We start from the raw sequence: 18,722 nt of genomic DNA on the forward strand, positions 1-18,722 counted from the left end.
TGTATTCATTTTTTGGAGGGGATGTATGTGAAAGAAAAGGTAGTTATTATAACAGGTGGATCGAGTGGAATGGGAAAAGGAATGGCGACTCGCTTTGCAAAAGAAGGGGCACGAGTTGTTATTACAGGACGTACAAAAGAAAAACTAGAGGAAACAAAGTTGGAAATTGAACAATTTCCAGGGCAAGTATTACCTGTACAAATGGATGTAAGAAATACGGATGACATTCAGAAAATGATTGAACAGATTGATGAGAAGTTTGGTCGAATTGATGTTTTAATAAATAATGCAGCTGGAAACTTTATTTGTCCAGCAGAAGATTTATCCGTGAATGGCTGGAATTCGGTCATTAATATTGTATTAAACGGTACATTTTACTGTAGCCATGCTGTCGGAAAATATTGGATTGAAAAAGGTATAAAAGGGAATATCATTAATATGGTAGCAACATATGCATGGGATGCAGGTCCAGGAGTTATTCATTCGGCTGCAGCGAAGGCAGGAGTATTAGCGATGACGAAGACGCTCGCTGTTGAGTGGGGACGTAAATATGGAATACGAGTTAACGCTATCGCTCCAGGACCAATTGAACGTACGGGTGGTGCTGATAAATTATGGATTTCAGAAGAAATGGCTAAGCGTACGATACAAAGTGTTCCGCTTGGAAGGCTGGGTACGCCAGAAGAAATCGCTGGTCTAGCTTATTATTTATGCTCAGATGAAGCTGCGTACATAAATGGAACTTGCATGACAATGGATGGAGGACAACATTTACATCAATATCCATTTTAAAAGGGATAAAAAAATGAATGTTTGATTCATTTTTTCACGGTTAAATGTGACGGAATTGTGACATATGAAAGAAAAGTGTTTACAAGAGGTCATATATACGTTATATTTAAGACCTCTTTTTTCTTCATAGTAGAATTGCTAATTCCCCTTAGCATTTTACCCCTCTAATCCCTTCAGGAAAACTGAAGGGATTTTTTATTATTTTTCCGTAAATATCATGTTATAATTTTTGAAAAGTAAAGGGAGGGAAGCACGTTGATAGATGCATTAGATGTAATGAGTAACTTGGATAAAGTCCTTCCTTATTATCAAGCTATTTTTAGTGCTGATGAGCATACTGTAATTGGATATGAAGTAGTAGGACGTATTCAAACAGAAGAGGGCATACAAAGTTTAGCTTCTTTCTTTCACGATGATTCGATTCCAAGTGAATTTCAACTGGAAGCGGATAATATTATAGTAGAAAAAGCTTTAAATCGTTATTTAGAAAGCGATCAAAAATTATTATTATTTATACATCGGAATGCTAATGTATTAATGAATGATGATGATGAAAGCTTGCTTCAACTTTTATTGAGGTATGAAGAACAAGGTTTAAATTTAAAACAAATTGTTTTAGAGATTACAGAGCATGAATGTAAAGAAGATATAGAGCAATTTAATCATTTGCTTATGTATTATCGTACATATGGTATTCAAATTTCGATTAATAAAGTCGGAACGGGTACAAGTAATTTAGAGCGTATTAGCGTGTTAGCACCTGATATTTTAAAAGTAGATTTAACGAACTTAAGGCAAACAGCACTTTTACAATCTTATCAAGATATTTTATATTCTTTATCATTACTTGCTAGAAGAATTGGTGCAACTTTATTATATGAAGAAATAGATGCTTTTTATCAACTGCAATATGCTTGGAAGAACGGCGGAAGATATTATCAAGGTAATTATTTAAAAGAATGTTTACCTGATTTTATTGAAACGAATGTTTTGAAAGAGCGACTAGGTAATGAATGTCATCAGTTTATTCAGCATGAAAAGAAGAAGTTACAAAAAATTTATAATTTAACAGAGATGTTACGCGATCGCATTGGCGATGTTTTATCAAAACAAAAAAAGAATGAAGATATAAATGATTGGTTATTACAATTTAGTCAAAGTGTATCACAGTGTAGTTTTCGTATATTTATTTGTAATGAAGATGGTTTCCAACAATCAGGAAATGTTATGAAAAAAGATGGAGAATGGATTGTGATGCCGGATTATTATATGAAGAACTGGAGCTGGCGCCCGTATTTTCTCGAGAATATAATGAAAATGCGTTTTGAGAATAAGGCGAGGCTTTCAGATTTATATGCAGATATTGAAACGGGAGAAATGGTACGAACATTTTCTTTCCCGATTGATGATGACAACTTTTTATTTATAGATTTATCTTATGAATATTTATATGAAGAAGATGTTTTATTTTAATGCACGAAGAGATTCGTGCATTTTTTGTTTGTTTTTATCATAAATTGGTAATAGTGAAAATGGTGATGAAAATGCTGTCTATCGTTGTAAAGATTTTACGAACGAAATCTGTCCTTTCTTTGCATAATCATTGTTACAATGAATACTACAAAGACAAGTTCTTTTAAAAGGAAGGTGAAAAAATGAGGAAATATGGAATATGGCTTGTTCTATTTGTATGTGTTGCCTTTCTAGTTGGTTATAGTGTTACGACTGTTTTAGGAAAAGAGGAAGTGGAAGTCGATCGGAAAGAAGTATTTACAACGATACAAAAAGGCTATGAAACCCAGTTTTCAATTCGTGGGAAGCATTTGCCGATGAATAAGATGATAGAGACGTTATCACCGTATTTTACAGATAATTTCCTTCAAGTATTTACAGATGAAAATAGCAGAAGTGATAAACAAAGTGGTGAATATTTACTTCCGGCAAAAGAAGCACCGTTTTCTTTTAATTCAGAAACGAAAATGTCGTATGATGAAGAACATAAAAATTTATATGTATATGAGCGGACAAAAAGTGGACAATATCAAATTGTAACATTGAAAAGGGATCAAGATAAATGGAAGTTAGCAGGATATCATGAAAGTCAGGAACTTTTAACTGAAATAAAAAGGTTGCAACAATTATAAAGTGAAACTTTTAATCAGTGGGTGGGAGTTTTACTACCTACAAATAGCGGGATAAGAATAGGAATAGGTATTTACCTATTCCTATTCTATATTGAGTAGTTGTTGTAACTTTTCAATTTGAAAACCTGCAACTACTTCGCCATCAATTACGACTGTTGGAGTTGAATAAGAATCATAGTCGTATAAAAGACGATTGCGAGCAGCAGCGTCTTTTTTTACGTCAAATTCTTCATATGCAACGTTATTATGCTTCAAAAATTCTTTTACAATAACACATGGCGGACAATCGGGTTGTGTATAAACCTCAATTTTTTTCATTGTAATTCCTCCTTTTTTCTGTTTTTTATTATATTCTTCCAGTATAAAAACCGCAATAATGAAGGAGAAATATGTTCTTTCTGTTTTTTCCTTCGTATTTCGACAAATTTTTAGTTGAGTTTCTGGCCAATAACCTTTATCCTAGAGTGTGGAACATTTTTTCTGTTATGACGGATAGAATGAGTATAGCTGTAAAACCTATTGGTAGGAAGATCAGAGAAAGGAGAGATTTCATGTCTCTACTCCAAGGAATTTTAACTCGACTTGTTAGTCTACAAGAACAAGCTGAAAGCGGTGAAGTAGCACAACGCTATTTTGAAGTGAACGGTGAGCGCAAATGTAGCGTGAAATTTTTCGATAAAAGTGAAATGTATGAGTTAGAAGTGTATCAACAAGGTGAAAAACCTCAAGTATATCAATTCGATAATATCGACATGGTTGCAATTGAGATTTACGATATCATTTCTTGATACATATAAAAAAGGTACTGCCACATGGCAGTACCTTTTTTAGTTCTATTACTTTCTAGCATAATGTATAGAAGTTTTTTATTTTTCCTACAATGGTATTAAAATGAAAATTTAATCCGTGCAAGTTTGCTTATCCATGTGGATAATTAGTCCCGTCAACCGGGTGAATATGTGAAGCTAAACTTCTCACTATCGCTGGGTTTTGCAAATAGCGGGAGAAATATAACTAGGAGGTTATCGTATGGAACGTTTACCAGTTGTGATTTGTCCTAATTGTCAAAGTTCTGCTGAGATTATTCATGTATTAACGGCTCAATCTAATCAAAATGTAATTTATACGTGCCAAGTTTGTCACTTTGTAATTCGAAATATTGAAACGAATAAAGGATAGGAAGTTATAATTTTAGTTTTTGTCCCATACAATGAGAATACGAAAAGTCTGTCTAATTGAAAGGACGTGACTCTGTGGACGGTGCACATAAATTTTACAATGTTTCAGAGAGACATTTAAATTTTGATATGGTCTTTAACCGTATTTGTAGTTTCATTGAAAAGGATCCGCGAAATTTGTATCGATTATCCATTGGGACAGACTCGCAAGCGCATCAAAAGGATACGAGGTTTATTACAGCAATCCATATTCATCGTATTGGAAAAGGTGCCTGGGGTTGTTTACACCATAGATCAGTAAAAGATAAGCCAGCGACCTTACGTGAGAAAATATATTTAGAAACGCAGTTTAGTCAAGAAATCGCATGTCTATTTACGCCTACTCATATACAAACAATATGGGAGTTATTGCATCCTTATGCTCAAGATGGGGCTGGATTCATAATGGAAATTCATTTAGACATTGGGAATGATGGCTTAACAAAAGAATTTATTTTAGATATGACAGAAAAAATTCGAGCGATGGGATTAACTGCAAAAATTAAGCCGGATGCTTATGCGGCGTTTAGCTATGCAAATCGATATACGAAATGATTTTTTTGTATGTGTACGATTGTTACATATCTTTTAATAAAAACTGAATATTACATCTATTAAATAGGTTGAATTTTTTATATAATAAGAGTAACGATGCGAGTGTAAGGAGAGGGGTATATGCAAAGGGAAGTTGTTTTAACGAAGGAAGAAGAAAGTTTACTACTAGATATTTTATTTCAGCAAAATTACGCAAGTGAAATTTTAGCTGTGGAACTTACAGATATTGAGAATGGTTTGAAACAGACAGATGTGATGCAATATAAAAAAATCACAAGGTTATTTTACAGATTAAAAAATAAAGGGTATTAAGCGCTACCGGAATGGTAGTCTTTTTTTTGTGCGGTATGCTAAAATAGCTGTGTGATTGTATTTTTATTGAAATAAATTTAGGACAAAATAATAATATGAAAACGCTGTCATAAAATGTGAATAGAGTTGTGAACATAAGCAGGAAAAAGGGAAAATGGGGGATGTAATATGATTAGTATTCCGAAAGACGAATTTCAACAAATTCTTGTGAAGGATTTAATGATTTCATCGGAAAAAGTAGCTCATGTCCAAATTGGAAATAGTTTAGAACATGCTTTACTTGTTCTTGTAAAATCTGGATATTCAGCGATACCTGTCTTAGATCCAATGTATAAACTACATGGTTTGATTAGTACTGCCATGATATTAGATGGTATGTTAGGATTAGAACGTATTGAGTTTGAAAGGCTCGATGATATGAAAGTAGAGCAGGTGATGAAAGAAGATATACCTGTTCTTAAATTAGACGATTCATTTGCAAAAGCTTTAGAAATGACAATTGATCATCCTTTTATTTGCGCTGTTAATGAAGAAGGCTATTTTGAGGGGATTTTAACACGTCGGGCTATTTTAAAATTGTTGAATAAGAAAGTAAGGCAACATAATCGATAAAGTGAAAAAAGTGACTTCATAGAAACGAAGAAGTCACTTTTTTTCGTGCATATCACTTGTGTATGTATTATATTTAAAAAGACATAAAACATAAGGAAAGTTTGCGCTGGACAATTGTATTTTCTGAATGAAAGCATTCGGATAAATTAAGGATGAAAAGCTTATTGAAATAAGGTGTATGGAAGCTAAGGAAAGAGGGAGAAAGTTGCAAATTGATGATTTTCAAATGATGGTTGTGTTAGCTCAGGAATCAAATATGAGAAAAGCGGCGGAACGTTTATTTGTTTCCCAACCTGCGCTGAGTCAACGATTACAATCTATGGAGAAACAATGGGGAATGAAGTTTTTTATTCGCTCACAAAAAGGATTGACAATTACACCTGAAGGGGAAAAAGTTGCAAATTATGCCAAAGAAATGTTGCAAAGGGAAGAAGATATAAAAAGTGAGCTGGCTGTTTTCAGAACGGAAACTCATGGAACGTTAAAAATAGCTGTTGCATCAGTTATTGGTCAATATTGGCTCCCTCCTGTTTTGAAAAAGTTTGTGCATAAATATCCTTCTGTAAAGATATCGCTGTTTACTGGATGGAGTAGTGAAGTGCAAAAGCAGTTTTATGAAGGAGACGTGCATGTTGCTATACTGAGGGGAACACAAGAATATAAAGGTCAGAAGCAACAATTATTTGAAGATGAACTGTATTTAGTTGATAAAGAAATAAAAGATATTTCGATGTTAAAAGAAACAAATAGGCCGTTCATTCAATTTAAAAGTGACTCGACTTATTATGGACAAATACAAAATTGGTGGTATGGTTTATTTTCTAATCCGCCTAAGCGAACGATTGTAGTTGACCAAATTGAAACATGTAAACAACTTGTTTTAAATGGTATAGGTTATGCCCTTTTACCTTCTACTGTTTTAAAGGAAGTACAGGAAAATATGTATAAAACACCTGTTCAACTGACGAGAGAAACATGGTTGTTAACAAGTGACTCGGCAAGGCAGTTGAAGCAAGTACAAGCATTTTTAGAAATTATAGAAGAAATTCAAAGGGAAAAATAAGATTATTATCTTGCTACTCGCTCTTTCGTTTGGTAGAGTAACATTATAAATGGATTTAGGAGGCAACAAGAATGAAAATGATGGACGCTAACGAAATTATTTCGTTTATTCAAAAAAGTGAAAAGAAAACTCCTGTAAAGGTATACATAAAAGGGGATTTAAAAGAAGTAACATTCCCTGAAACAGTACAAGCATTTGTGAATAAAAAATCAGGTGTATTATTCGGAGAATGGTCTGAAATTAAGACAATTCTTGATGAGAATAATAAGCACATCGTTGACTACGTTGTAGAAAACGATCGTCGTAATTCTGCAATCCCAATGCTTGATTTAAAAGGTATTAAAGCTCGCATCGAGCCAGGTGCTATTATTCGTGACCATGTTGAAATTGGTGACAACGCTGTAATTATGATGAATGCAACAATTAACATTGGTGCTGTAATTGGTGAAGGTTCTATGATCGACATGAACGCAGTACTTGGTGGACGTGCAACAGTCGGTAAAAACTGTCACGTAGGTGCAGGTGCTGTACTTGCAGGTGTTATTGAGCCACCTTCTGCAAAACCAGTTATCGTTGAAGATGATGTAGTAATCGGTGCAAATGTAGTTGTTTTAGAGGGTGTTACAGTAGGTAAAGGTGCAGTTGTAGCAGCGGGAGCTGTTGTAACAGAAGATGTACCTCCATACACAGTTGTTGCAGGTACTCCAGCACGTGTAATCAAAGAAATTGATGAGAAGACAAAAGCAAAAACAGAAATTAAACAAGAGCTTCGTCAATTAAACCCAGAGAAATAAAAAGTAAAAAAAGCGTAAGAGCGTAAATGGGCTCTTACGCTTTTTATAGATAGAGGTGCAAAAATGACAGTAAGCAAATTTGTCCAAATTCGTAGAGATCTACATAGAATTCCAGAAATCGGATTTAAGGAATGGAAAACACAACAGTATATTTTAGATTATATAGGAACACTTTCTCATGAATTTGTGGAAGTGAAGACATGGAAAACGGGTGTAATCGTTAAAGTAAATGGAAAAAATCCCGAAAAAATAATAGGTTATCGTGCAGATATAGACGGTTTACCAATTACAGAGGAAACTGGATACGAGTTTGCTTCTATTCATGAAGGAATGATGCATGCATGTGGCCATGATGTACATACAACAATCGGTTTAGGCCTTCTAACGAAAGCTGTGAGCGAAAGAATAGATGATGACCTTGTATTTCTATTCCAGCCAGCAGAAGAAGGACCAGGCGGTGCTCTTCCTATGTTAGAAAGTGAAGAGTTAAAAGAATGGAAACCGAATATAATTCTTGGTCTTCATATTGCACCAGAATACGCTGTGGGGACAATTGCAACGAAAGAAGGACTGTTATTTGCCAATACTTCAGAATTATATATTGATTTAAAAGGGAAAGGTGGCCATGCTGCCTATCCGCATACTGCAAATGACATGATTGTTGCAGCGAGTCATCTTGTTACACAGCTTCAATCCGTTATTAGTCGCAATGTAAATCCTCTTGATAGTGCAGTAATTACAATCGGGAAAATTACTGGTGGTACGGTTCAAAATATTATTGCAGAAAAATCTCGTTTAGAAGGAACGATTCGAACATTATCAGTGGAATCAATGAAGCGTGTGAAAAGCAGAATTGAGTCAATTGTTGCAGGTATCGAAGCTTCTTTCCAGTGTGAGGCGATTATAGATTACGGAGCAATGTATCATCAAGTATATAACCATGAAGAGTTAACGAGAGAGTTTATGGAATTTGTACATAAACAAACTGATATGAATGTTATTACATGTACTGAGGCAATGACGGGTGAAGATTTTGGTTATATGCTTCGAGAAATCCCTGGATTTATGTTTTGGCTTGGAGTAAATTCAGAATATGGTTTACATCATGCAAAATTAAAACCAGACGAAGAAGTGATTGAAAAGGCAATTACATTTTTAAGCCAATATGTAAAGTGGAAAGGGAATAGAAAATAAAACTTCCACTTTCTTGAAGGTTCCAAAAAACTTTTTGTTCTGAGGTGTAAGTAACGCTCGTATAGATTGATTTTAGACATTTATATACAAATGGAAGAATTAAAGTTAATTGTACTGTTTTAATAATGAGCAGGGGGTTTAGCCACTGCTCATTATTAATTATTTGACTAACTTATATATGTTTACTTTTAGTATGAAAAGTGTGTAAAATCAATGTGAAACATAGAAAAAAGGGTGGGGAATTACGTGCAAATTAGCAGTGCGATTTTATGTTTCGTCTTATATGCGTATGTTATTATTGCGGCGGTTTATTTTGGGATAAGTTTTTATGCCTATCGTCTAGTAGATAATAATGAATATGACGAAACATACAAATGGGTGAAGAGATATTTATCACCTGTACTAGAAATTATGAATGGGTTTGTGCTCTTTTTATTTATTGGATTAATTGCTTTTTCAACGAGTTTAGTAGGGAATAAAACTACGTTATTTGTATTGGGTATCATTATTTTTATGTTGTTAGGAATAAGGATTGGTAATACGGTCTTTTGGAATGAAAGAAAAGTAGATGGTTGGACGGGAATGTTAATTCCGTGCATGTTAGCTGCAATCGTGACAAATATAGAGCATGAATATTATCAATTACATTTTTGGCTTATTATCGTTTTAACAATTCTTTCTGTTTTGTATATAAGCACAGTAGTACTAACATATATTGCACATGAAAAAGGAGATGTTAAAGGCACTCGTTTCTTTAGAGGACGGGCATTATTTTGGAGTGTGCCGACGATGGTAGTTATCGCGCTTATTGCGATATTAGTAAATGGATATCAATTTTCTAATTGGCAACTATTTTTAGAAAATTGGTGGATCTTTATCTTTTCGTTTATTGCTTTTTTAGGTGCAACGCATTATTTATTCCATCAACATCATTACATATGGGCGTTGTTATTTGCATTCACACAGCTTCTATTTGCCTTTTTTGGTCAAGAAACATTATTATTCGTTTTTGAAACATTTAGTTCTTTTGGAAATATATTTGTATTTGCTATGCTACTTGTTGGTATCGCTTTTTACTTGCAACAATATTTTTATATACAAAAACAAAAATAAGAGCTAATTACAGTTTTTGTGACGCATATAAAGTGTGTTACACTGAAAATAAATAGTACTTGAAGTTATTGGAGGAATTCCCGTGGGTGAGAAAGAAAAAGAATTTGCTGTCATTGGACTTGGTCGCTTTGGTGGAAGTATTTGCCGAGAACTAGCTCAATTAGGAATGGAAGTAATGGCAATCGATTCAGATGAGGATAAAATTAATGAATTTGCAAATATAGCTTCGCATGCTGTAATTGCAGATTCAACAGATGAGATGGTATTAAAAAGCCTTGGTATTCGAAATTTTGATCACGTAGTCGTTGCTATTGGAGATAATTTAAATTCAAGTATTTTAACGACCTTGATTTTGAAAGAGTTGGGTGTAAAAAATATTACTGTAAAAGCTCAAAATGATTATCATGAAAAAGTGTTAAGTAAAATAGGTGCAGATCATATTGTGCATCCAGAACGTGATATGGGAAAAAGGATTGCTAATAATATTGCATCAAGCAATGTGCTAGACTACCTTGAGCTTTCAGATGAGCATAGTATTGTAGAGATTATTGCGAATAAAAAAATTGATGGGCACTCTTTAATTGAATTAGATATTCGTGCGAAGTTTGGATTGAATATTGTAGCAATTAAACGAGGCAAAGAAGTTATCGTATCCCCTCGAGCTACGGAGAATATTCAAGCAGGAGATATATTAATTGTCATTGGTCATGACGATGAAGTGGATCGATTTAAACACTTTTTAAGATAAGAGAAAAGAAAAGGACAATGCCTTCATGGCATTGTCCTTTTTCTTATATTTCCATAATGATTGGTAAAATCATTGGACGGCGTTTCGTTTTCTCATATAGGAATGGAGCTAATGTGTCTGTAATTTCATTTTTAATTTCAGACCATTGTGTTGTTTTACGCTCCATTACTTTTTCTAAATGAGTTGTAATTAATGTTTGTGCATCATTGATTAAATCGCTACTTTCACGCATGTAAACGAAACCGCGTGAGATGATATCAGGTCCTGCTGCAACTTTAAATTCTTTCATATCAATGCTTACAACTACAATTACAAGTCCTTCTTCAGAAAGGATACGACGATCGCGTAATACGATATTGCCAATATCTCCAATACCGTTTCCATCAATGTAGACCGAACCAGATGGGATTTTTCCAGCTACGCTAGCTTCATCCGAACGTAAAGCAAGAACATCGCCATTATCCATAATGAAGCAATTTTCTTCAGGGATGCCACAATCATTTGCTATGTTCATGTGCATACGCTGCATACGATATTCACCATGAATTGGCATGAAGTACTTCGGTTTAATTAGACGTAACATTAATTTTTGTTCTTCTTGTCCACCGTGTCCACTTGTATGGATATTTGAAAGTTTCCCATGAATTACATCAGCGCCAGCGCGGTACAACATGTTAATTGTACGACTTACGCTAATTGTATTTCCTGGAATTGGTGAAGAAGAGAAAACAACTGTATCTCCAGGAATAATTTGAATTTGGCGGTGTGTACCGTTTGCAATACGTGAAAGTGCTGCCATCGGTTCACCTTGACTACCTGTACATAAAATAACAACTTTATTAGCTGGTAAGCGGTTTAGTTGAGATGCATCTATGAATGTATCTTTCGGGCAACGAATATAACCAAGGTTTTGTCCAATTTCAATCGCTGCTTCCATACTTCGACCAAACACAGCTACTTTACGGTTGTTTTCAACAGCAGCTTCAACAACTTGTTGTAAGCGGTGAATATTTGATGCAAAGGTTGCGAATATAATCCGTCCTTCTACTTTACGGAAAATGTCTTGAATGCTATCACCAACGCGACGCTCAGACATAGTAAAGTTTGGAACTTCACTGTTCGTACTATCAGATAATAGACATAGTACGCCATCTTTACCGATTTCAGCCATTTTTGTTAAATCAGCTGGTTCACCAACTGGTGTGAAGTCAAATTTGAAGTCACCTGTATGAACAACTTGACCTTGAGGTGTTTTCACAACAACGCCGTACGAATCTGGAATACTGTGAGTTGTACGGAAGAAGGATACAGACGTTTTTTTGAATTTAATAACGTCATCTTCTTGAATCTCGTAAAGTTTTGCTTTACGAAGTAAGCCGTGTTCTTCTAATTTGTTTTTGATGAGTGCAATTGCTAATTTTCCGCCGTAAATTGGAATGTTCACTTGACGTAATAGGTAAGGGATTCCGCCGATATGATCTTCGTGACCATGTGTAATGAATAACCCTTTAATTTTATCTTCGTTTCGCACAAAATAAGTGTAGTCTGGTATTACATAATCGATTCCGAGAAGTTCGTCCTCTGGAAATTTAATTCCAGCATCAATTATAATAATTTCATCTTGAAATTGAACAGCGTATGTATTTTTACCGATTTCACCAAGCCCACCGAGAGCAAATACAGCAACTTGGTCGTTTTTTAGAAATTTCATATCGCTATACGATTTCCGCTAATGTTAAATCAGCGTTTTCTTTTTCATATTCAAGATGAGCGCCAGTAACAGACTGAACAAACTCGATATTATATGCGAACTTATTTAATTTTGTACGAACATCCTTTTCAGACGTAGCCTCTAAATATAAAACTTTTGTATTTTCACGTACTGGAACCTCAGTTAATTTTTCTTGATAAAATACTTTAAAAATCATTTGGAAAACCTCTCCTTGTCTATGTTTTGCATTATCTGTTACTTATTATAAAGCAAACAGTCACGATTTTCATGTTTTTTCGAATGAGAATGAAGAAAAAGCCCGAAATGGGCACAATTTAAGCGACTGTCTTTTTACGGACTAGACCATTTAAATAACGCTTGAGCTTTTTCTTCAGCTTCTTCAGCATGATTACTCCTTCCTTTCCTTATTTTAAACATGCCTATTACTAGTGAAAACTCTATCTCTGATATAAGAGATAGGACAAAAGTGAATGGTGAATCTTGTCCTTTCCCATACAGTGAAAGTTATTCTATAGTAACGATCAGTAGCCGTTAGTTATAGGTATAGTATGAGGAAGAATGGAAAAGAAAATTCATCCGAACAAGTATCTACATGTTTTACTAATATATATATGCAAAGTTTACAAATAAGGTCAGAAAGGGAACGCTTTCTTCACAGATGTTTAATATGTTATACTTTTTTTTAGAATTTGAAAAGTGATATTCAAAATAGGAATATAGAGTCTCAGAAAGGATTTTGACAAATGAATGATAAAATTGTCTTTTTTGATATTGATGGAACATTATTAGATCATGATAAAAAAATTCCGCAATCTACACGAGATGCAGTAAAACAGTTACAAGAAAAAGGTGTACATGTAGCAATTGCGACAGGGCGCGCGCCATTTATGTTCGAAGATATTCGTAAGGAACTTAATATACATAATTATGTTAGTTTTAATGGACAATATGTTGTCTTTGAAGATGAGGTAATATTTAATAATCCGTTACATCCAGATGCTTTACATAAGTTTACTCAGTTTGCAAAACAAGAAGGATATCCACTTGTATATCTTGACCATCAAGATATGAGAGCATCAGTGGAATATCATGATTATGTGAAAGAAGGCTTTGGAAGCTTAAACTTTGAGCATCCAGCATATGAGCCTAATTTTTATGAGGAACGTAATATTTATCAAACACTACTTTTTTGTGAAGTAAATGAAGAGGAAAAGTTTATTAATCATTATCCAGATTTCCATTTTATTCGTTGGCATGCATATTCAATGGATATCATTCCGAATGGTGGTTCTAAGGCAAAAGGAATTGAGAAATACATTGAAAAGTTAGGTTTTAATCGTGATCAAGTGTATGCATTTGGAGATGGCTTAAATGATTTAGAAATGATCGAAGCCGTTGGCACAGGTATTGTGATGGGAAATGGCCATGAAGACTTGAAAAAACTTGCAAATCATGTGACAAAGGATGTTAATGAAGACGGTATATATCATGGACTAAAGTGGGCTGGATTGCTATAAGTGAATATGGAACCCATTTCATAATAAAAAGGCGGAAGATTAACTTCCGCCTTTTTATTATTATCGCTCTAGAGGTTTGGAATCATCAGGAGCGGCAAAAGGATTTTCTTTATTGATATGGTCATAGAACATAACGCCATTTAAATGATCAATCTCGTGTTGGAATACGATTGCTGGTAAACCTTTTAAACGTAATTTTACTTCTTCTCCGTTAATAGAAGTTGCTTTTACTGTAATTCTTGTATAACGAGGAACATAACCAGGTACTTCGCGGTCTACAGATAGACAGCCTTCACCACCCTGTAAATATGTACGTTCAACAGAATGGCTAATGATTTTTGGATTGAATAATGCATGGCTATATAATGTACCATCCGCATCGGTTACATGAACTGCAATCATTTTTTTTGAAACACCGATTTGCGGAGCCGCTAATCCGATTCCAGGGCGTAAACTATATTTTTCAGCCATTTCAGGATCTTGGCTATTTATTACGAATTCAATCATTTCTTTTAAGGTAGTTGTATCTTCTTCGCTTGCCGGTAAGGACACATCTTCTGCAACGTTGCGCAAAATAGGATCTCCTTCGCGAATAACATCTTTCATTGTAAGCATATGTAATCTCTCCTTTCCTCTTTAGTCTACCAAAGGAGATGGAAAAAGTCATCGGCAAGAAAGGGAAGGCATTTTGGAAATCGTTCTATTATAGAGTAGTTATGTATGTGATAAACAGAAAAAGACGGCAAAGCCGTCTTTTTCTTTCCATAGTTGTTTCGTTTTACAATTAGCGAATGCAAGCAGCACCAACGATAATTAAAAGAATAAACAACACAACGATTAAGGCGAAGCCGCGTCCAGACCCGCCACAAGAACCGCCATAACCGTAGGAAGGATATGAACAAGTTGGATAGCAATATGAGTATCCGTACATGAGATGACCTCCTTTATCATTTCCCGCTAATACTGCGGTTACTATAATGTATGGAAGAGAGGGTAGAAATGTATAGGTATTTACCTAAAAAAGGAAGAGTAGTTTGTATATTTTTGTTACGAAGAGAGAAAAACTAAAGAGAATTAAATCGTTTACATATTATTCTAAGAGAAAAAATAAGTGAAAAAGGGAATAATATAACAGTAGGTCAATGCTTACTAATACAGATGTAAAAAATAAAAACACGTTTGTGTAGTAGAAACCTGCATATTATTTATAAAAAAACGTATTCAAAGTAATTGACATCGTAATTAGAATAGTTGTAAACTAAAAAACGTGATCAAGATTGTATTAATATGTTTCTGAAAAAACATTAGTACAGATTGTTAGGTACACAAAATTATTCTCAACCGACATACAAACATGTTGGTTTACATCGTTGCGCTTTTTAAACTGGAAAATAGCCAGTGAAAGCGTTTCAGAATATGGTTCAAGAGAGGAAGAGGTGAACGGAATGGGTACTAAAACAAAAAAGACCCTATTTAATGTTGATGAGCAAATGAAAGCTATCGCAGCTCAATTTGAAACATTACAAATTTTAAATGAAAACGGTGAAGTTGTGAATGAAGCAGCTATGCCTGAATTATCTGATGATCAATTAAAAGAATTAATGCGTCGTATGGTGTATACTCGCGTATTAGATCAACGTTCTATTTCTTTAAACCGTCAAGGACGTTTAGGTTTCTACGCACCTACAGCTGGACAAGAAGCTTCTCAATTAGCAAGTCATTTCGCACTTGAAGCAGAAGACTTCATCTTACCAGGATACCGTGATGTACCACAATTAGTATGGCACGGATTACCATTATACCAAGCATTCTTATTCTCTCGTGGACACTTCATGGGTAACCAAATGCCTGAGAATGTAAATGCATTAGCTCCACAGATCATTATCGGTGCGCAAATCATCCAAACTGCTGGTGTTGCGTTAGGTATGAAACTACGTGGTAAAAAATCTGTTGCAATTACTTACACTGGTGACGGTGGTGCTTCACAAGGTGACTTCTACGAAGGTATGAACTTTGCAGGTGCATTCAAAGCTCCAGCAATCTTCGTTGTTCAAAACAACCGTTATGCAATCTCTACTCCAGTAGAAAAGCAATCTGCAGCTAAAACTGTAGCACAAAAAGCAGTAGCAGCAGGTATTTACGGAATTCAAGTAGACGGTATGGATCCATTAGCTGTATACGCAGCAACTGCTTTCGCTCGTGAGCGCGCAGTAAATGGCGAAGGCCCTACTTTAATCGAGACTTTAACATTCCGTTACGGTCCACATACAATGGCTGGTGATGACCCAACTCGTTACCGTACAAAAGATATCGAAAACGAATGGGAACAAAAAGACCCAATCGTACGCTTCCGTAAGTTCTTAGAAGCTAAAGGCCTATGGTCTCAAGAAGTTGAAGAGACAGTAATCGAAGAAGCAAAAGAAGATATCAAACAAGCAATTGCTAAGGCTGACCAAGCTCCAAAACAAAAAGTAACTGATTTAATGGAAATCATGTACGAAAAAATGCCTTACAACTTAGCTGAACAATATGAAATCTACAAAGAAAAGGAGTCGAAGTAAGCCATGGCTCAAATGACAATGATTCAAGCAATCACTGATGCTTTACGCGTTGAAATGAAAAATGACCCTAACGTACTTGTATTTGGTGAAGACGTTGGTGTAAACGGCGGTGTATTCCGTGCTACTGAAGGTTTACAAGCTGAATTTGGTGAAGATCGTGTAATGGATACTCCACTTGCAGAGTCTGGTATTGGTGGACTTGCAGTTGGTCTTGCACTTGAAGGATTCCGTCCAGTTCCAGAAATCCAATTCTTCGGTTTCGTTTATGAAGTAATGGATTCAATTTCTGGTCAATTAGCTCGTATGCGTTACCGTTCTGGTGGACGTTGGACTGCTCCAGTAACAGTTCGTTCTCCATTCGGTGGTGGTGTTCATACTCCTGAACTTCATGCTGATAGCTTAGAAGGATTAGTGGCTCAACAACCTGGTCTAAAAGTTGTTATTCCATCTACTCCATACGATGCTAAAGGTCTTTTAATCTCTGCGATTCGTGACAACGATCCAGTTATCTACTTAGAGCATATGAAATTGTACCGTTCATTCCGTCAAGAGGTACCAGAAGGTGATTACACAATTGATTTAGGTAAAGCTGATATCAAACGTGAAGGTACAGATGTATCTGTTATCGCTTACGGTGCTATGGTTCACGCTGCATTAAAAGCTGCTGAAGAACTTGAAAAAGAAGGTATCTCTTTAGAGGTTGTTGACTTACGTACAGTTCAACCATTAGATATCGAAACAATCATCGCTTCTGTTGAAAAAACAGGTCGCGTAGTTGTAGTTCAAGAAGCTCAAAAACAAGCTGGTATTGCAGCTAACGTTGTAGCGGAAATTAACGACCGTGCAATCTTAAACTTAGAAGCTCCAGTTGTACGTGTTGCAGCTGCTGATACAGTATTCCCATTCTCTCAAGCAGAGAGCGTATGGTTACCAAACCACAAAGATATTGTTGAAGCTGTAAACAAAGTAATGAACTTCTAATTTTTAGCTTTTCATGTGCAAAAGAAATCAGCACATGCTGGTTTCTTTTGTACATATTCCATAATAATGAAATGAATCAGGGGGCTGAATTCCGTGGCATTTGAATTTAAACTACCAGATATCGGTGAAGGTATCCACGAAGGTGAAATCGTAAAATGGTTTATTAAACCAGGCGATGAAGTAAACGAAGACGATGTACTTCTTGAAGTACAAAATGATAAAGCAGTAGTAGAAATCCCTTCTCCTGTTAAAGGTAAAGTACTTGAAGTACTTGTAGAAGAAGGAACAGTTGCAATCGTAGGAGATACATTAATTAAATTTGATGCTCCTGGATACGAAAACCTTAAATTTAAAGGTGACGATCATGATGAAGCTCCAAAAGCTGAAGAAGCAGCAGTAGAAGCTCCAGCAGCGGAAGCTACTCCAGCAGCAACTGCAGAAGTAGTAAATGAGCGCGTAATCGCTATGCCATCTGTTCGTAAATACGCTCGTGAAAAAGGTGTAGACATTCATAAAGTAGCTGGTACTGGTAAGAATGGCCGTATCGTAAAAGCTGACATCGATGCATTTGCAAATGGTGGACAAACTGTAGCAGCAACTGAGGCTCCAGCAGCAGTAGAAGCTACTCCAGCAGCAGCGAAAGAAGAAGCACCAAAAGCACAACCAATCCCAGCTGGTGAATATCCAGAAACTCGTGAGAAAATGAGTGGTATCCGTAAAGCGATTGCGAAAGCAATGGTTAACTCTAAACACACAGCTCCTCACGTAACATTAATGGACGAAGTAGATGTAACAGAACTTGTTGCTCACCGTAAGAAGTTCAAAGCAGTAGCAGCTGACAAAGGTATTAAATTAACTTACCTTCCGTACGTTGTTAAAGCTTTAACATCTGCATTACGTGAATACCCAATGTTAAACACTTCTTTAGACGATGCATCTCAAGAAGTAGTTCATAAACATTACTTCAATATCGGTATCGCAGCTGATACAGACAAAGGTCTATTAGTACCAGTTGTTAAAGATACAGATCGTAAGTCTATCTTCACAATCTCTAACGAGATCAATGATCTTGCTGGTAAAGCACGTGAAGGTCGTCTAGCTCCAGCTGAAATGAAAGGTGCTTCTTGCACAATTACAAACATTGGTTCTGCAGGTGGACAATGGTTCACTCCAGTTATCAACCACCCAGAAGTAGCAATCCTTGGTATCGGCCGTATCGCTGAAAAACCAGTTGTGAAAAACGGTGAGATCGTTGCAGCTCCAGTATTAGCATTATCTCTAAGCTTTGACCATCGTTTAATTGACGGTGCAACTGCTCAAAAAGCGTTAAACCAAATTAAACGTCTATTGAATGACCCACAATTATTAGTAATGGAGGCGTAATAAC

The 18,722-nt window shown here is 35.5% G+C and carries 22 protein-coding genes; 17 read left to right on the top strand and 5 right to left on the bottom strand.

The genetic code is table 11. The features are described from left to right. Positions 1-27: 27 nt before the first annotated feature. From fadH to ACTFRU_RS16290, 3 genes are all read left to right on the top strand, one after another. Positions 28-792 carry a 2,4-dienoyl-CoA reductase gene (gene fadH / locus ACTFRU_RS16280; protein ID WP_000660913.1) on the top strand — a complete coding sequence of 255 codons (765 nt, stop codon included), beginning with the start codon at positions 28-30 and terminating at the stop codon, positions 790-792. A gap of 255 nt (positions 793-1,047) precedes the next feature. After that, positions 1,048-2,265, top strand: coding sequence for an EAL domain-containing protein (locus ACTFRU_RS16285; RefSeq protein ID WP_000564306.1), 1,218 nt, complete (start codon positions 1,048-1,050; stop codon positions 2,263-2,265). Positions 2,266-2,447: 182 nt separating this feature from the next. Next, complete coding sequence (locus tag ACTFRU_RS16290; protein ID WP_001233804.1) at positions 2,448-2,936, top strand: DUF3993 domain-containing protein; 489 nt, start codon at positions 2,448-2,450, stop codon at positions 2,934-2,936. An 81-nt stretch (positions 2,937-3,017) separates the two neighbouring features. On the opposite strand, the gene ACTFRU_RS16295 is transcribed toward ACTFRU_RS16290, so the two are convergent. Continuing rightward, positions 3,018-3,254, bottom strand: coding sequence for a glutaredoxin family protein (locus tag ACTFRU_RS16295; RefSeq protein ID WP_000717875.1), 237 nt, complete (start codon positions 3,252-3,254; stop codon positions 3,018-3,020). A 233-nt stretch (positions 3,255-3,487) separates the two neighbouring features. On the opposite strand from ACTFRU_RS16295, the gene ACTFRU_RS16300 reads away from it, so the two are divergent. The 10 genes from ACTFRU_RS16300 (at position 3,488) to ACTFRU_RS16345 (ending at position 10,544) form a co-directional block, all read left to right on the top strand. Further along, entirely contained in the window at positions 3,488-3,724 is a 237-nt protein-coding gene (locus ACTFRU_RS16300; protein ID WP_000055151.1) for a YkuJ family protein, read from the top strand. Positions 3,725-3,965: 241 nt separating this feature from the next. Further along, positions 3,966-4,115: a hypothetical protein gene (locus ACTFRU_RS16305; RefSeq protein ID WP_000440540.1), complete on the top strand. Its 150-nt coding sequence runs from the start codon at positions 3,966-3,968 to the stop codon at positions 4,113-4,115. A gap of 74 nt (positions 4,116-4,189) precedes the next feature. Next, positions 4,190-4,708, top strand: coding sequence for a ribonuclease H-like YkuK family protein (locus ACTFRU_RS16310; protein ID WP_000348487.1), 519 nt, complete (start codon positions 4,190-4,192; stop codon positions 4,706-4,708). A 120-nt stretch (positions 4,709-4,828) separates the two neighbouring features. After that, positions 4,829-5,020, top strand: coding sequence for an antirepressor AbbA (gene abbA, locus ACTFRU_RS16315; protein ID WP_001188692.1), 192 nt, complete (start codon positions 4,829-4,831; stop codon positions 5,018-5,020). Positions 5,021-5,188: 168 nt separating this feature from the next. Then, entirely contained in the window at positions 5,189-5,632 is a 444-nt protein-coding gene (cbpB, locus tag ACTFRU_RS16320) for a cyclic-di-AMP-binding protein CbpB (RefSeq protein WP_000623579.1), read from the top strand. Between the two features lie 178 nt (positions 5,633-5,810). Beyond that, positions 5,811-6,695, top strand: coding sequence for a LysR family transcriptional regulator (locus ACTFRU_RS16325; protein WP_001987174.1), 885 nt, complete (start codon positions 5,811-5,813; stop codon positions 6,693-6,695). 71 nt (positions 6,696-6,766) lie between these two features. Then, the gene (gene dapD / locus ACTFRU_RS16330) at positions 6,767-7,489 is read left to right on the top strand and encodes a 2,3,4,5-tetrahydropyridine-2,6-dicarboxylate N-acetyltransferase (protein ID WP_000783241.1); all 723 of its coding nucleotides are present in this window, start codon (positions 6,767-6,769) and stop codon (positions 7,487-7,489) included. Positions 7,490-7,552: 63 nt separating this feature from the next. Further along, positions 7,553-8,683 (top strand): N-acetyldiaminopimelate deacetylase, encoded by a 1,131-nt coding sequence (locus tag ACTFRU_RS16335; RefSeq protein ID WP_000218672.1) that lies wholly within the window; start codon positions 7,553-7,555, stop codon positions 8,681-8,683. Positions 8,684-8,929: 246 nt separating this feature from the next. Next, positions 8,930-9,796, top strand: a complete 867-nt coding sequence (locus ACTFRU_RS16340; protein WP_001167324.1) for a cytochrome c oxidase assembly protein — start codon at positions 8,930-8,932, stop codon at positions 9,794-9,796. 82 nt (positions 9,797-9,878) lie between these two features. Beyond that, a complete protein-coding gene (locus ACTFRU_RS16345; protein WP_000504032.1) occupies positions 9,879-10,544 on the top strand; it encodes a potassium channel family protein in 666 nt (221 codons plus the stop codon). Positions 10,545-10,587: 43 nt separating this feature from the next. Here ACTFRU_RS16345 and rnjA read toward each other — a convergent pair whose 3' ends face one another. Together rnjA and ACTFRU_RS16355 are read right to left on the bottom strand one after the other, a co-directional pair. Continuing rightward, positions 10,588-12,255, bottom strand: a complete 1,668-nt coding sequence (gene rnjA, locus ACTFRU_RS16350; protein WP_000670377.1) for a ribonuclease J1 — start codon at positions 12,253-12,255, stop codon at positions 10,588-10,590. A gap of 4 nt (positions 12,256-12,259) precedes the next feature. Beyond that, positions 12,260-12,472, bottom strand: a complete 213-nt coding sequence (locus tag ACTFRU_RS16355) for a DNA-dependent RNA polymerase subunit epsilon (protein ID WP_000576435.1) — start codon at positions 12,470-12,472, stop codon at positions 12,260-12,262. Between the two features lie 547 nt (positions 12,473-13,019). Between ACTFRU_RS16355 and ACTFRU_RS16360 the strand changes: the two genes are divergently transcribed. Then, positions 13,020-13,793 (top strand): Cof-type HAD-IIB family hydrolase, encoded by a 774-nt coding sequence (locus ACTFRU_RS16360; protein WP_000998275.1) that lies wholly within the window; start codon positions 13,020-13,022, stop codon positions 13,791-13,793. A 60-nt stretch (positions 13,794-13,853) separates the two neighbouring features. Here the strand turns inward: ACTFRU_RS16360 and def are convergent, their stop codons facing one another. Next, positions 13,854-14,408, bottom strand: a complete 555-nt coding sequence (def, locus tag ACTFRU_RS16365; protein WP_000957042.1) for a peptide deformylase — start codon at positions 14,406-14,408, stop codon at positions 13,854-13,856. 169 nt (positions 14,409-14,577) lie between these two features. Further along, positions 14,578-14,724, bottom strand: a complete 147-nt coding sequence (locus ACTFRU_RS16370) for a YjcZ family sporulation protein (protein ID WP_000274562.1) — start codon at positions 14,722-14,724, stop codon at positions 14,578-14,580. A 514-nt stretch (positions 14,725-15,238) separates the two neighbouring features. Between ACTFRU_RS16370 and pdhA the strand changes: the two genes are divergently transcribed. The 3 genes from pdhA (at position 15,239) to pdhC (ending at position 18,718) form a co-directional block, all read left to right on the top strand. Further along, positions 15,239-16,354 carry a pyruvate dehydrogenase E1 component subunit alpha gene (gene pdhA / locus ACTFRU_RS16375; protein ID WP_000536895.1) on the top strand — a complete coding sequence of 372 codons (1,116 nt, stop codon included), beginning with the start codon at positions 15,239-15,241 and terminating at the stop codon, positions 16,352-16,354. A gap of 3 nt (positions 16,355-16,357) precedes the next feature. Beyond that, entirely contained in the window at positions 16,358-17,335 is a 978-nt protein-coding gene (gene pdhB, locus ACTFRU_RS16380) for a pyruvate dehydrogenase complex E1 component subunit beta (RefSeq protein ID WP_000068168.1), read from the top strand. A gap of 93 nt (positions 17,336-17,428) precedes the next feature. Beyond that, the gene (gene pdhC / locus ACTFRU_RS16385) at positions 17,429-18,718 is read left to right on the top strand and encodes a pyruvate dehydrogenase complex dihydrolipoyllysine-residue acetyltransferase (protein ID WP_000863419.1); all 1,290 of its coding nucleotides are present in this window, start codon (positions 17,429-17,431) and stop codon (positions 18,716-18,718) included. Positions 18,719-18,722 lie beyond the last annotated feature (4 nt).

The sequence above is a fragment of the Bacillus cereus group sp. MYBK220-1 genome (assembly GCF_051916445.1).
Lineage (GTDB): Bacteria > Bacillota > Bacilli > Bacillales > Bacillaceae_G > Bacillus_A > Bacillus_A cereus.